At 40.2% G+C, this 14,818-nt stretch carries 10 protein-coding genes; 6 read left to right on the forward strand and 4 right to left on the reverse strand.

Annotated features, from left to right (window positions below):
- Positions 1–7: 7 nt before the first annotated feature.
- Positions 8–550: a hypothetical protein gene (locus AC4MRQ_RS09510; RefSeq protein ID WP_491197433.1), complete on the reverse strand. Its 543-nt coding sequence runs from the start codon at positions 548–550 to the stop codon at positions 8–10.
- Positions 551–768: 218 nt separating this feature from the next.
- On the opposite strand from AC4MRQ_RS09510, the gene AC4MRQ_RS09515 reads away from it, so the two are divergent.
- The 3 genes from AC4MRQ_RS09515 to AC4MRQ_RS09525 all read left to right on the forward strand — a co-directional run bounded on the left by AC4MRQ_RS09515 (position 769) and on the right by AC4MRQ_RS09525 (position 5,327).
- Entirely contained in the window at positions 769–1,578 is an 810-nt protein-coding gene (locus tag AC4MRQ_RS09515; RefSeq protein ID WP_491197434.1) for a YybH family protein, read from the forward strand.
- A gap of 329 nt (positions 1,579–1,907) precedes the next feature.
- Positions 1,908–3,440, forward strand: a complete 1,533-nt coding sequence (locus tag AC4MRQ_RS09520; protein WP_491197435.1) for an arylsulfatase — start codon at positions 1,908–1,910, stop codon at positions 3,438–3,440.
- Between the two features lie 69 nt (positions 3,441–3,509).
- On the forward strand, positions 3,510–5,327 hold the full coding sequence (locus tag AC4MRQ_RS09525) for a sulfatase family protein (RefSeq protein WP_491197436.1): 1,818 nt from the start codon (positions 3,510–3,512) through the stop codon (positions 5,325–5,327).
- A gap of 59 nt (positions 5,328–5,386) precedes the next feature.
- On the opposite strand, the gene AC4MRQ_RS09530 is transcribed toward AC4MRQ_RS09525, so the two are convergent.
- Positions 5,387–5,887, reverse strand: coding sequence for a hypothetical protein (locus AC4MRQ_RS09530; protein WP_491197437.1), 501 nt, complete (start codon positions 5,885–5,887; stop codon positions 5,387–5,389).
- A 268-nt stretch (positions 5,888–6,155) separates the two neighbouring features.
- Here AC4MRQ_RS09530 and AC4MRQ_RS09535 point away from each other — a divergent pair, with 268 nt between their 5' ends.
- The 3 genes from AC4MRQ_RS09535 to AC4MRQ_RS09545 all read left to right on the forward strand — a co-directional run bounded on the left by AC4MRQ_RS09535 (position 6,156) and on the right by AC4MRQ_RS09545 (position 11,066).
- Complete coding sequence (locus tag AC4MRQ_RS09535) at positions 6,156–6,896, forward strand: GLPGLI family protein (protein WP_491197438.1); 741 nt, start codon at positions 6,156–6,158, stop codon at positions 6,894–6,896.
- Between the two features lie 640 nt (positions 6,897–7,536).
- Positions 7,537–10,059, forward strand: coding sequence for a trans-4-hydroxy-L-proline dehydratase (gene hypD / locus AC4MRQ_RS09540; protein ID WP_491197439.1), 2,523 nt, complete (start codon positions 7,537–7,539; stop codon positions 10,057–10,059).
- Between the two features lie 95 nt (positions 10,060–10,154).
- Complete coding sequence (locus AC4MRQ_RS09545) at positions 10,155–11,066, forward strand: glycyl-radical enzyme activating protein (protein ID WP_491197440.1); 912 nt, start codon at positions 10,155–10,157, stop codon at positions 11,064–11,066.
- Positions 11,067–11,269: 203 nt separating this feature from the next.
- On the opposite strand, the gene AC4MRQ_RS09550 is transcribed toward AC4MRQ_RS09545, so the two are convergent.
- A complete protein-coding gene (locus AC4MRQ_RS09550) occupies positions 11,270–13,414 on the reverse strand; it encodes an efflux RND transporter periplasmic adaptor subunit (RefSeq protein WP_491197441.1) in 2,145 nt (714 codons plus the stop codon).
- Between the two features lie 181 nt (positions 13,415–13,595).
- Positions 13,596–14,818, reverse strand: a 1,223-nt coding sequence (locus AC4MRQ_RS09555) for a TolC family protein (RefSeq protein ID WP_491197442.1), incomplete at its 5' end; no start/stop codon positions are given.

The raw sequence follows: 14,818 nt of genomic DNA on the forward strand, positions 1-14,818 counted from the left end.
TAATACTTTACTTGATAGCCTTAGACCCTAAATCTTCCATCTCAATCTTTGGTGAGTTCAGGATACTCTCTATATCATTTATACTTACATTAGCAGCATCCAGGAAATCAGATGGAACAACTACAATTCTAAATATCTGGTTTGTTGTATAGGCAGGAGGCAACGAGGCAAAATCAATAAATCCATCAAGAAACACTGACATGTCGAGAATACGATCGCTGCTAATATCTGCTGCAAAATCATAGTTATAGTTAAAGGAACTACCATCACTAAGATAAACTGTTTGTGGTAAAGGTCGCCAATAATCCACCCCGGCATTTGATTCCCATAATATGTAGGCTATAATCACGTCCGACTCGTAAGGTATAAAACCACTTTGCTGAAAATCAAACACCAGCTGATAATCATTTCCTTGGTTAAAATCACCGGTAAACTCAAAAGTCTTTCCAACAAAATCATCCCCAGGGCCGGAAGGCGAATCAATACTGTCATTGCAAGAAGCGAGCAACAGCGAGAATAGTACAAATAGTAAAACAATAGGCTTTTTCATAGTATAATCGATTTAATAAAGCAATCGCTAAATCAATTTTCATGCCGAAACAAATTCTACCTATAAATATCAACATACTCACTTCTCAATCTTCATCCATAATATCTTACTTTGTCTTGTTTTTTTGCAAAGATTGACAAAAGCGATCATCCACTGTAACTTGCATTTCTCCTTAATCCGCCAATAAGCTATCTTACTTTCATTAATATTAAGTTCCCATGAAAACACTTTTATCATTCAAAAGGCAATTCTGTTTCTGCTTTGTTCTGGTTCTAATAGCAGCCTCTTGTACACAAGCTCCATCAGAGCTAGATGTTAAAGCAGACATTGAAAGGATCAATGAAACGATGACGACTGCAATCAGTAATCAGGATGTTGAAACCTTAATGGCTCACTATACCGATGATGTACTTATGCTGCCTTCAAACCACGATCCGGTGGAAGGCATAGAAGCTGTCAGGCAGATGTGGACAGATGGATTTAAACATGGTATGGGCCACCTTGAATTTATCACCGGCGATGCGACAGCCGTTGGCGATATTGCACAGGAACACGGCGTGTACAAGTATTATACTCCTGATAAGCAAATGGTTGATCATGGAAAGTACATGGTTTTATGGAAAAAGGTTGGCGATCAATGGAAAATTGCAAAGGATATTTGGAACAGTTCGTTACCTATGCCACCACGTGCTGGTGCTAAGGACACTATTGCTTTAGCAATAACCAAGGTTAAGCCGGAAAACATCGAACCACTTAAGAAATTTGGAAGTGAAGTATTCTTACCGGCATTTGAAAAACACTTTGCTGATGCTAAAGCAACAGCTCGCCTGTTTGAGGTTGTGAATAACGAAAAAGGTGAAGGTGAACTGATTTACTTTATTGATCCTTACAAATCTTATCACACTCATGATGTTAAAGCGATTTTGACTAAACACTATGCGCAAGATGAAGTTGAAAAATATATGAAAGAATTTAAGTCTTATATAATAAAACAAGAAATGTTGATGGCCGTACCTGTAGGGTGGTAATACAAAATGCATAATGTGATATTTAAATTAAAGAGGCTGTTTAAAATTTATCATTGATTACAGCCTCTTTCTTTACAGGGTATACGGATCGTATCTTTAATTACAGTCTGCAAATAAAGATGCGATCCTTAATAACAGAGTACTTTTCCCGCGATAATCTGCCCAATCAGTGAGAAAAGGAAAAACTTACGAATCTCAGGTATCATTGGGATGATATTTCAACTACTATCTACTGACTAAAAACTAACAAACTAAGAATTAATTCTTTGTATTTTAATTATAGGATGATACATTTGTGTGCGCACACATTAACTAACTACGAATAAAATATGAAGATATCCTGCACCGCACTTTCATTCATTTTGTTCATTCTTCTTTCCTGCGAAAGTTCACAAGAGAATAAAAACCGTTTGCCCAATATTATTATAATTTGTGCCGATGATCTTGGATGGTCTGATATTGGTTGCTACGGAAGTGAAATTAATACGCCTCATCTTGATAGATTAGCATCTGAGGGCATGCGCTTTACACAGTTTCATAATACTTCGAAGTGTATGCCTTCAAGAGCTGCATTGATTACCGGCGCTTACGCACAGGATTGTAATTACCATAAAACTCATAAGAACCCGATAAGCAATGCGGTTACAATCGGGGAAGTATTGCGCACGGTTGGTTATCGAACCTTATGGTCAGGGAAGCACCACGGCAAAGAAAATCCAATTTATCGTGGATTTGACCACTATTACGGATTAAAAGACGGATGTTGCAATTACTTTAACCCAGGGAATCAAAGAAAAGGAGAACCGGCACCAGCACGAAAAAGAACACGCTACTGGTGCATTGATAGCACTGAATTCTTACCATACACACCAGAAGCGGAAGATTTTTATACAACTGACTATTTTACCAAATATGCTATTAAATGGCTTGATGAAGAAAAGGACTCACAAAAACCTTTTTTCCTTTATTTGGCATATACTGCTCCTCATGATCCCTTGATGGCATGGCCCAAGGATATAGACAAATATAAAGATGTTTATAAAGTTGGTTATGACGTTGTTCGTCAAAATAGATACCGGAAACAATCTAAAACCGGACTAATTGACTCCAGCTATCAATTAAGTGTAGCTACGTTCTCATATTGGAATGACCTGTCTGATAAAGACAAAGAAATTGAAGCACAAAAAATGGCTGTCTATGCGGCGATGATCGATCGGATGGATCAGAACATTGGTATCCTGATGAATCATCTTGAAGAAAGTAATCAATTGAATAACACACTTATCTTTTTTGTTTCAGACAATGGAGCTTCGGCTGAAGTAGTCAACCTAAGGGATGACAACGACAATGCCCCCATTGGTTCTTCTGAAAGATATGTTTCATTGGGAAAAAACTGGGCAAATGTTTGTAACACACCCTTTCGTTATTTCAAAAACTACAGCTATGAAGGCGGGATTAATACGCCAATGATTGCCTGGTGGCCCGATCATATAAAAGCTAATAGTATCAGTCGGTTTCCTGGTCATATGATTGACTTTATGGCCACTATTATCGATATAACCGATGCAAAATACCCAAAACTCAGAAACGGTGAAACCATTGTTCCATACAAAGGTCAAAGTCTCCTTCCTGTATTTGAAGGTGAAGAGATCAGGGGGAAGCCATTATTTTGGTCATGGGCGGCTGGTAAAGCTGCACGTAACAGTGATTGGAAAATAGTGAAACATGGCCATCACAAAGATTGGGAACTTTACAACATGAAAATTGATCCGTGTGAGAATAATAATGTGGCTATGCAATTTCCGGAAATAGTGCAACAATTAGACAGTCTGTATTTAGATTGGGAGAAATACTATCAATAAACATGGTTACTATCCTTTATACCTTACGCACAAATCGATAACTCATTGCTAAAACTAAATTCTATTCAAATGAATAATGGAGTTTCCTTCTATCTTATCATCATACTACTTGGTTTAACTAACAATATTAATGGCCAGGATCGACCAAATATCCTTTGGCTGACCAGCGAAGACAATAACATAAATTGGGTTGGATGTTATGGCAATCCGTTTGCCGAAACTCCTAATATTGACCAATTAGCACAAGAAGGCTTCAGATATACCAATTGCTATGCAAATGCACCTGTGTGTGCACCTTCCAGAAGCACCTGGATCACCGGTATCAATGCCATCTCTATGGGAACGCACCCCATGCGAAGTCGCAATAATATTCCCCATAACATTATTTCATATTATCCTGATCTATTAAAAGGCAATGGTTATTATGTGGCCAATAGCGCCAAAACAGATTATAATATTGGAGGACGAGACGATAAATCATGCTGGGATAATAAATGTGCCTCAAATCCATCATGGGAAACATTAAAACAAAATCAACCATTTCTGCAGGTTATTAACTTCGGCCAATCGCATGAAAGCAGGGCTCATGGCAGTCTTGACGATATTAAACATGATCCTTCTGAGACACATTTGTACGCTTATCATCCTGATTTACCGGTAATACGGGAGAATTATGCCAAGTATTATGATGCGATGAAAAATATGGATGCTAAAGTGGGCGAAGCAATCCGTAAGCTTGAAGAAATGGGTTTAGCTGAAAACACAATTGTTATCTATAATTCTGACCATGGAGGTGTGATGGCACGGAGCAAGAGATTCCTGTTTGCAAGCGGCATCCACTCCCCTTTTATCATTCGTATTCCTAAGAAATTCAGACACCTTTGGCCGGAAAAAAACGTTGGAACAGCAGTTGATCGGATGGTTAGTTTTGTTGATATGCCCAAAACATGGTTAAGCATAACCGAAACAGACGTTCCTGAATATTACCAGGGCAATATCTTTTTAGGTCCACAATCCGAAAAAGAACCCAAGTATCATTTCGCTTTCAGAGGCCGAATGGATGAACGCTGTGATAACGCCAGGGCGGTTTATACAAAAGACTTTCTGTACATTCGAAACTACATGCCTTATGCTCCCTGGATGCAGCATCTTGAATACTTATGGAAGGCGAAAGCTACAGAAGCCTGGTCGGATTATGTGAAGACTGGTAAAGCCAATGAGATTCAATCGCAATATTTCTATCCTAAGAAATATACCGAAGAATTTTATGATCTTAGGAATGATCCTGACAATGTGTACAACCTCATTGCGGATAAGCGTTACAACAATCAAATAAAAAAAATGCGAAACGCTCTAAGGACCTGGCAGATTGAAATTCACGACTCCGGCCTTCTTCCAGAATCAGAGTTGGTAAGGCGCGCATCAGGCAACAATATAACCATATATGAGATGGTAAGAGACCCCGAATTATATAACTTACCTGAATTGCTGAATGCAGCAGACCTTGCACTAGAACAACAACTCGAAAACAAGGATAACCTAAGAAAATTATTAAAATCTAACGATTCAGGGTTACGTTACTGGGGTATGGTTGGCTGTTTTCTTTTAAATGATACAAAAGCTGCACAGCTTGCCATTAATGATAATAGTGATGAAGTGAAGGCCCTAGCCGCCTGGACATTAATTAAAAACAACGAGAAAGAAACCGGTCTAAAATGCTTAAATAAGATGATTAATGCTAACTCATACGCTATGCTAAAAATTCTCAATATTGTGGATTGGCTTGGTAAAGACGGTAAAGCGCTGATTCCTGCTATCAAAGAAAAACACTTTGACGATAAGTACTACCAGAGAATACAAAACTTACTAACCAATCAAACCAGGTAGCTTTGAGCATACCTGGTAATTGTTACCTTAATGCAAAGAACAAGATAATCTATAACACGTTATTCACTATCCACTTTGCTTAAGGTCAATCTAATATCATTTGCTTGCAAAACCACCGAAGTTGATGTATAGTCTTTCACCTTCCAGCGATGATTTAAAATAATAAGTTCTTGCATACCAAAAGCCAGCGAAAGAAAAAGATCCTCTTCCCGGTCTCTTTGCCTGTCCAAATAGTCATATTCAGGATCATCTATATCAGGAACAATTGTTTCATCATTGTCATAAATCAAGATATAAGATCCATCCAGTGAGTTTAATACGCTGGTACTTTCTAAACTGTGTGCTACAACCTTGCCATCTTCAGTAAATGTCAATTGGATAGCTGAATGATCAAATATATTTCTTGTCAATGAATGTTGAAGACCAACCTCCCAACTTCCTTTGGTTAATGCTTCTGACAAAATAGTTTTGTCAGACAGGATTTCTGATTCATCTGAACAACTGACAAAAATGCCCAGATACAATACTACTAACCCAACTAATATTCCTTTCCTTTTCATGGTTTAAGTTTTAATCCTAAGGTAAGGCTCTCATTTTGCCTTAATGTTAGGTCAATATTAGCTATGTATTAATACTTGGGTAGATGTAATAAGACACCGGAAAGCCAATGAAATTCCATCAAACAGTACTCAACGGTAACCTTCGCTTACATAGCTAAATATTACCCAAGCCAGTTTAAATACACATTAATAAAATTCTATTTTTTCTTGATAAAAACGAACCTAAAACATTCCTTACCGTAGTATCAGCCAAGAAATTTTATTAAGCATGAGATTATTCCTGACAGCATTTTTTTTAGTATTACTTGGTTCCGTAGCAGCCCAAAATAAAACACTAAGCATTATTTACAATTACATCAATCATGCTAAGCCCAATACTTATCAAATGGAGTTGATAGCAAAGGACAATCAGGTATTAAGTTATACCATCCGGTTAACAAAGAGCGGTGCAGGCAAAAATATTCGTTATAAACAAACTACCGATTCAACTCGTCTGTTTAAAGATTATAAAAACAACAACTTAGTATACGAAGAACGACTCGGACGTGACTACCATGTCGTTAAAGAGGATTTAAAGCTCTTTAAATGGAACCTCAGCGAAAAGAGGGATACTATATTAGGCTATCCCTGCAAAACTGCGTTTGCAGAGTTCAGAGGGCGTGAGTATCAAGCCTTTTATACAACTGCTTTAGATTTTACAGCCGCGCCTTGGAAATTACATGGTCTTCCAGGTGTTATGTTGAAAGTCAGAACAACGGACGATGTGTTGATTTACGAGGCTTTGGCCGTTGAAACCTTAGATGAAGGAAGCACACTTTACAATCCTTTCAATAATTACGAACCAATTACCTACGACACTTTTTGTAAGGAATACAAAGCCTATCGCAAAGAAGTCATTAAAAAACGTAATCAGCGGGCTAAGCAACAAAACCGTCCTGCTCCAAAAAACGATAAAGCACCACGTGTGGAAGTGATTATCCCTGAGAATCGTTTTATACTAAATGAATAATAAAGACGATTCAAGAACCAGGATATAAGATAGGACGATCCATATGGTGAAAAGAAACGCATCAGACATGATGCTCGTCTTCATATTTCAACAAACCAATAACCTGTAACAATACAAGTCCCTTGTATTTACTGGCCCCGAGGCAATTTATACCCGTCCATTAGCAATATGCTGACTCCAACCAGCAACTTGTGGTCGTCAATCAGTCAATAGTACCCTTCCCTGAGTAATTTGACGCTTCCAATCACTATCAGTTGGTCTTCCATTGGTAATAATTTGTGGTTCCCTGAGAATTTCATGGTTCCTAATGGTAATTTTTCGCATTCAATTGACACCACAGCCTTCGGTTTAACTATTGAGGTGTTAGTCAAAGCATTTTGCATTACACATATTTTTTATGCAACTTTGCTATGCTCTTAAAGTTAAAAAGATATTGTGAATCATTCGCATAAAATAAAAGGATACCGATGTTTGTTTGAATGCCTGATGTTCTACAAGCCGGCTTCGTAACACAGTTAGTTTTCTCTGACTGCTACCTCTCCGTTTTATATTTATACTTAATTTGAATTGCGCAAGAGTGAACAATCACTCGATATTTGTGTGTAATTCTGCTTTGTAAATACTTCTTAAAACGTAAACAATGACAACTAAAACAATAAAAGGTCGTCCTGATCCTAACGGTGCCGGCTTACCAACCATAAAAGAGATATTAGGAAAAGAAAATCCTGCTAAAGAAGCCGAAAGAGGTGCTTCTGCCGAAGGTAATTTTTACAAGCCACTTGGAGAAAAGTTGGGTCCGGGTATGAATCCACGTATTCAGCGACTCCGTAAAAAGAGCTTTGAGGCAGAACCAAGCATCTCCATTGAGCGCGCCTTGCACCAAACTGCCTTCTACAAAGAGCATTATGGCAAACATTCAATTCCTGTACTACGTGCATTAACATTTCTTGATCACTGTCAGAAGAAAACCCTGTATATGGGCGATGATGAACTAATTGTTGGTGAACGTGGCCCGCTACCTAAAGCAGTACCAACCTTCCCTGAATTAACCTGTCACAGTGTGGAGGATTTCCATGTGCTTAATACACGCGATCAGCAACGTTACACTACCAGCCAGGAAGATATCGACACTTACGAACGTGAGGTCATTCCTTATTGGCAGGGACGAACACAGCGTGAGCGTATTTTTAACCACGTGCCGGAAGAATGGAAACGCGCTTATGAAGCCGGATTGTTTACCGAATTTATGGAACAACGGGCTCCGGGTCATACCTGCCTCGACGGTAAGATTTACAGGAAGGGTATGCTGGATTTCAAGAAAGATATCAAAGCACATTTGGATTCACTGGATTACCTTTTAGATCCTGAAGCCAATAACAAAGCAGAAGAGTTGAAAGCCATGGACATCTCCTGTGATGCTGCCATTGTATTTGCTGAGCGTCATGCCGCTTTGGCCGAAGAAAAAGCGAAAACCGAATCAGATCCGAAACGTAAAGCTGAGTTGTTGAAAATAGCCGAAGTATGTCGTTGGGTACCTGCCAATGCACCACGTACCTTACACGAAGCCATTCAAATGTATTGGTTTGTTCACCTGGGCACCATCACCGAATTGAATGGCTGGGATGCCATGAACCCTGGTCATTTCGATCAGCACCTGGCACCTTTCTACGAAAAAGAAATTGCAGAAGGCACATTGACGCGCGACGAAGCCAAAGAACTGATCAGCTGTATGTGGATTAAGGTGAATAACCAGACGGCACCACCTAAAGTTGGTATTACGGCCAAAGAAAGTGGTACTTACAATGACTTTACCAACATTAACATTGGTGGTGTGAAAGCTGATGGCTCCGATGGCAGCAGCGAAGTCTCGTACATCATGCTCGAAGTAGTTGAGGAACTTCACTTATTACAACCGGGTTCATCAGTTCATATCAGTCATGTGACGCCAGATAAATTCCTGAATGCCGCCTGTAAAGTCATTCGTCAGGGACATGGTTATCCTTCAGTTTTTAGTCCGGAGACATACATCACTGAGATGCTGGCGCAAGGTAAATCGCTAAAAGATGCCCGCGAAGGTGGCTGCAGCGGTTGTATTGAAGTAGGAGCCTTTGGTAAGGAAGCCTATGTATTAACCGGATACCTGAACGTTCCAAAAATTCTGGAGGTTACCTTAAATAATGGTATTGATCCCGTTACAGGTAAAGTAGCGGGATGCGAGTCTGGTAATCCGCGCACTTTTAAAAGCTATGATGACTTGTATGCCGCCTTTAAAAAGCAACTGGAGTTTATCGTGGACCAGAAAATTCGTGTGAGCAACTATATTGACACCATGTTTGCCAAATATGCCCCGGCACCATTTCTGTCTGTTGTTATCGAAGACTGTATTTCGAAGGGAAGAGATTATTATAACAGCGGTCCCCGCTACAACACCAATTACATTCAGTGTACCGGCCTTGGAACTGTTACTGATAGTTTATCTACATTAAAGCACCATGTCTTTGAAAAGAAAACCTTTGACATGGATCGTATATTAACAGCTGTGGCCAATAATTTTAAGGATGATGAGATCCTGCGTCAAACAATAGTTAACCGCACGCCTTTCTTTGGCAATGATGATGAATATGCTGATAGCATCGCATTAAAAGTTTATGACGATCTGATTAAAACCATTGATGGGAAGCCAAATATCAAAGGTGGAAAATATCATTTGAATATGCTGTCAACCACCTGCCATGTATATTTTGGAAAGGTAATGGGTGCAACGCCTAACGGTCGCTTAGCCGGTAAGTCCATTTCCGATGGTACATCACCATCACACGGTTGCGACGTGAACGGCCCGTCTGCAGTGATCCGTTCATTAACAAAGCTCGATCATACCCGTTCAGGTGGTACTTTGCTTAATATGCGCTTTCTGCCAAGTCTGTTAAAACGTGATGAAGATATCACCAAAATGGGTAAGCTGATTCGCAGTTATTTTACAATGGGAGGTCACCATGTGCAGTTTAATATTGTTGATACGGCTACATTACGGGCTGCTCAGGAATCACCAGAAGATTACAAAGACTTGTTGGTGCGAATGGCTGGCTATAGTGATTACTTCAATGATATGAATGCCGACCTTCAGCAGGAAGTGATTGACCGAACTGAGAATGAATCGTTTTAAGTTATCTCCCGCAGATGACGCAGATTAACGCAGAGAAATCCCCCTCAGTCCTATGGGGGAACGATATTATCAATGCTAAAAACAATTTGGACTCAATGGAAGCACCTAGTTTAATATTTGATATAAAGCGCTATGCCATCAACGATGGTCCGGGTATTCGTATCACCATCTTTTTAAAAGGTTGCCCATTACGATGCAAATGGTGTCACAACCCGGAAAGTCAGCTCAGGAATCAGCAAAAAATGTACAACCACAGTAAGTGCATCGCCTGCGAAGAATGTGTGAAGCATTGTCCTGAGAATGCCTTGACATTAACACCTGATGGTATTGTAACAGATGGTGATTTATGTACCATGTGTGGTATTTGTGCTGATGTTTGCCCTACCAAAGCCATCGAAATGACCGGTAAGATAATGAGTGTGGATGAGATCATGACGCAAATTAAAAAGGAAACCATGCTGATGGATAAATCTGAGGGTGGTGTTACTTTTTCGGGCGGCGAACCACTATTGCACCATGAGTTTCTGATTCCTTTACTGGATGCCTGTGGTGAAGAAGGTATTCATCGTTGCGTGGATACAACCGGCTATGCTAAACCAGAGGTATTGATGGAAGTGGCCAAACGAACGGATCATTTTTTATACGATCTGAAAATGATGGATTCGGAAAAGCACAGCGAATGGACAGGCATGCCCAATGGGAAAATATTGGCTAACCTGAAGACATTAGCCACAACCGGTGTTGATATGAACATTCGCATTCCTTTGATCAAAGGCGTTAATGATGATGACTGGAACATACATGAATCAGCCAAATTAATAGCCTCACTGGACGGGAAAAAACCATTGGTGAATCTGCTTCCCTTTCACAATATTGCCGAAAAGAAATACGAAAAGCTGGGCGAAGCATACGATAAAGGTGAGATGGATGAACCCAGTCCTGAACGTTTACATGAAATTATTGCCATATTTGATTCTTATGGCGTGAAGTCGATGATTGGAGGATAGATGTTTCATAGGAAGTTCGCTAATACGGATCGCATCTTTATTTACAAGAAGCAAATAAAGATGCGATCCCTAAAGGTACAATCTCACTTAAAAACAGTATTACATCCGCTTAGCGCTTAAATGCGCTTAGCGGATTATAGGAAACAGAACAGCAAAAGCTTCCCTCCTTAGTACAGATATCTGTTATGCAATTGCACTTCACCCTACAAACGTTCATACTGACAACATCCATGCAGATCATCATAAACAGCATCATCGGCTTTGTATTTCTCGGTATCGTGCCCCACATTAGCAATAGCCCTCTGAATAGCATCCGCTGTTGCATCTCCTCCAAAGTTCACATGAATCATCTTTGTTTCTTTATCCCAATTGGCAGATGTCACACCATCAATGGTTAATGCCGCTTCTTCGATTCGTTCTTTGCACATACCACAATTGCCACCTACGGTAAACATAGCATGCTGCAAATCACCTGCTTCTTCAGTTGTACCGGCATTGTCAGTTTTCGTATCTAAACGCTCATACTGACAACATCCATGCAGATCATCATAAACAGCATCATCGGCTTTGTATTTCTCAGTATCGTGCCCTGCATTAGCAATAGCCTTCTGAATAGCATCCTCCGTTGCATCGCCTCCGAAGTTCACATGAATCATCTTTGTATCTTTATTCCAGTTGGCTGATGTCACTCCATCAACAGTTAGTGCCGCTTCTTCAATTCGTTCTTTACACATACCACAATTGCCACCTACGGTAAACATAGCATGCTGCAAATCATCTGCTTCTTCAGTTGTACCTGCATTGTCAATTTTCGTATCCAAACGCTCATACTGACAACATCCATGCAAATCTCCATAAACTGCATCATCAGCTTTGTATTTGTCTGTATCATGACCAGCTTCTGCAATGGCCTTTTGAACAGCTTCAACCGTAGCATTATCAGGATCGTATTTAATAATTATCTGCTGCTTTTCGGCTGACCAACGTGCGCTTGCCACACCGTATATGGTGCTTGCTGCCTTTTCGATACGTTCTTTACACATATCGCAATTACCGGCAACAGCAAATTCAGTTTCTACCTGATTTTTAGCACTTGGCGCATTCATCATGCTCTTTAAACCAACCAACTGGGCTGCTGCATCAATTTTAAATACGCCGTTTGTTGCAATCTCCTCGCCTGCCCTTAAACCTTCTTCCACAACATAATAAGCACCTGCTTCTGCTCCCAATGTAATTTCACGGTATAAAAATGTAGGAGCTTCCCGGTTCTCAACTTTGGTATACACCACAGCACGTTTACCAGTCCAGAGAGCTGCAGTTTTAGGAATCATAATTACCGGTTCGCTTGCCACTTTTGATTCCAGTACTGCATTGACAAACATTTCAGGTTTTAGCTTCATCTTATAATTATCCACCTCAACGCGTACCTTGGCAACACGTGTCTTAGGGTCTATAAACGGATCGACATAACTGACGTTGGCTTCGTAAGACTGACCAGGAACAGCTTGTAAAGTGAACCTTACCTTATCGCCTGTTTTTATCCATGGTAAATCTGATTCGTAAGCATCAAACATAGCCCATACCCGGCTAAGGTCAACGACCTTAAATAACTGCATGCCATCTTTCACATAATCACCAAGAGCTACATGTCTCATCATAACTGTACCGCTAATAGGTGATAAAATATCGAAATTAACGCTTGGCTTGCCAGCCGTTTCAATTGAAGTAATCTGCTTTTCCGTCAAACCCCAGGCTAAAAGCTTAGCCCGAGCTGCTTTGTAAAGTGCTGGATTACTCTCCCTGACCAGATAAGTCTCGATCAACTCTTGCTGAGCACTTACTAATTCAGGCGAGTATATGGTTGCCAGCTTTTCCCCTTTTCGCACCTGCTGGCCGGTAAAATTGATGTAAAGATTTTCAATCCGACCACCAAAGCGGGCTGTTAACTCAGCAATACGGCGCTCATCAACGTGTATTTTTCCCTGCAGATAAATGGACTTCTCAGGTATACCCAGCTGAACAATGCTGGTTTGCACTTCTGCCAGTTTGGCTGCTGATTCGGTCATGGTTATTTCATCCGGATCAGCATCTTCAGCTTTATCCATGCCGGATAAGGGAATCAGGTCCATGGCACAGATGGGGCATAAACCAAACTTGTCCTGCTTGATCTGTGGATGCATTGAACAGGTCCACACTGTAGGTTCTTCGGAATGATCATGACCTTCGTGGGCATCTGTTGTTTCACCATTTCCAGACGGTGTCATTACCCATCCTATCATTAAACCAGTAATTAGTGTCAAAATCACCAGTTTATAATTGTCTTTTATATTTTGAATTATTTGTTTCATCATCCTAAATTTTCGTAGTTACTCAGGCTATGTGTTTATTGGTACTGCATTGTATATGAAATCTTGCGATTCCACTGCTACCGCGCGAATCCTTTCGCGTGGTACTCGTATTTTCACTGTTACCACGCCAAGAGATTCGCTCGGTAGCAGTGTCTTGTATCTTGATTCTTCATTTAAGTTATTATTTCCCCATTAAATAGTTTATAAAAGCAATAGCTGCCTGTTTATCAGTCTTCGCTTTTTCCAGCTCAAGATTATACTTTAACAAGCGCCTTTCCATGCGAAGAATTTCTTCAAAATTCTTGTTTGCATAGGCATATTCTGTCTCTAACAGCTTCATTGATTTTTGAGCTAATAACAGTTGTGTGTCAAATAAACTAATCCGGCGGTTGGCATCGCTGTAATCCTTCCAGGTATTTTCGAAAAGTAACTCCAATATATTTTCTTTATCAATGCGCTCATAATCCTTAGCCGCTTCCTGATAAACCACTTCCTGCACCATACTTTTATATTTGTTACGATACAACGGAATGCTCAGTCCGACTTTAGGAAATGCAATGGCATCCTTGCCCGACAGGCTGCCTTCTTTACCAATAGAAATATAATCAATCCCAAGGCTGAAAGATGGAGCCCCTGCCTTTTGGGCCGCCTGCCGTTTATAAGCCAGGGCCTGCCTCTGCATGTCAACACTTAACAATTGATGATTCTTAAGCTTTATTGAATCGAGTGTAGCTGTTTTGTTCAGGTAAAAATCAGTTGTCCAAAGGCTATCAGGCAAAGTAATATTTACAGTTTGCCGAGTATTGAGCAGTTTATTAAATGCTACTTCCAAAACATACTGCTTGTCCTTTAACAGAGCCAGCTGATTTTCCAGATCATTTATCTCCATCTCAATACGATACTGGTCAACAGCCGATACCTTTCCAGCCTCCACTTTAACAATGGCCAACTTTCGAAAAGTATTGAGAATGTCAATGTTATCAAGTGTAATTGCAATGGCCTTATTGTTGAAATAAAGGTTATACCAATTGGCTTTGACATCATTATACAACTTCGACTTTTGCTCTTCAAAAGCCTCGTATTGAGCCCTTGCATTTTGAACAGCAGCGTTCTCTCGTGCCTTAAGTGTTCCAAACCAGGGAAACATCTGGGTGGCAGATATTTTAAACTGCTGCGGTCCGTTACGTGTTTCAACTGGCTGGATAAAATAACCAAAAGCCAGTTGCGGATCGGGCAAGCTACTAACCTGTGGAGCCTGCTCCAGGGCCGCCATGTATTTATTGAAACCTGCCTTCAGTGCCGGATTGTTTTCGGCAGCTATTGTCAGGTACTGATTGAGTGCTTCTTGCCCAAACAGATAGGCAGGCAACAACAATACCAGTAGCATTATATTGATTTTTCTTA

The organism is Carboxylicivirga sp. (genome assembly GCF_982718395.1).

Coding starts and splice junctions, on each gene's coding strand:
- AC4MRQ_RS09510 (WP_491197433.1), bottom strand. CDS start 550: ATGAAAAAGCCTATTGTTTTACTATTTGTACTATTCTCGCTGTTGCTC.
- AC4MRQ_RS09515 (WP_491197434.1), top strand. CDS start 769: ATGAAAACACTTTTATCATTCAAAAGGCAATTCTGTTTCTGCTTTGTT.
- AC4MRQ_RS09520 (WP_491197435.1), top strand. CDS start 1,908: ATGAAGATATCCTGCACCGCACTTTCATTCATTTTGTTCATTCTTCTT.
- AC4MRQ_RS09525 (WP_491197436.1), top strand. CDS start 3,510: ATGAATAATGGAGTTTCCTTCTATCTTATCATCATACTACTTGGTTTA.
- AC4MRQ_RS09530 (WP_491197437.1), bottom strand. CDS start 5,887: ATGAAAAGGAAAGGAATATTAGTTGGGTTAGTAGTATTGTATCTGGGC.
- AC4MRQ_RS09535 (WP_491197438.1), top strand. CDS start 6,156: ATGAGATTATTCCTGACAGCATTTTTTTTAGTATTACTTGGTTCCGTA.
- hypD (WP_491197439.1), top strand. CDS start 7,537: ATGACAACTAAAACAATAAAAGGTCGTCCTGATCCTAACGGTGCCGGC.
- AC4MRQ_RS09545 (WP_491197440.1), top strand. CDS start 10,155: ATGGAAGCACCTAGTTTAATATTTGATATAAAGCGCTATGCCATCAAC.
- AC4MRQ_RS09550 (WP_491197441.1), bottom strand. CDS start 13,414: ATGAAACAAATAATTCAAAATATAAAAGACAATTATAAACTGGTGATT.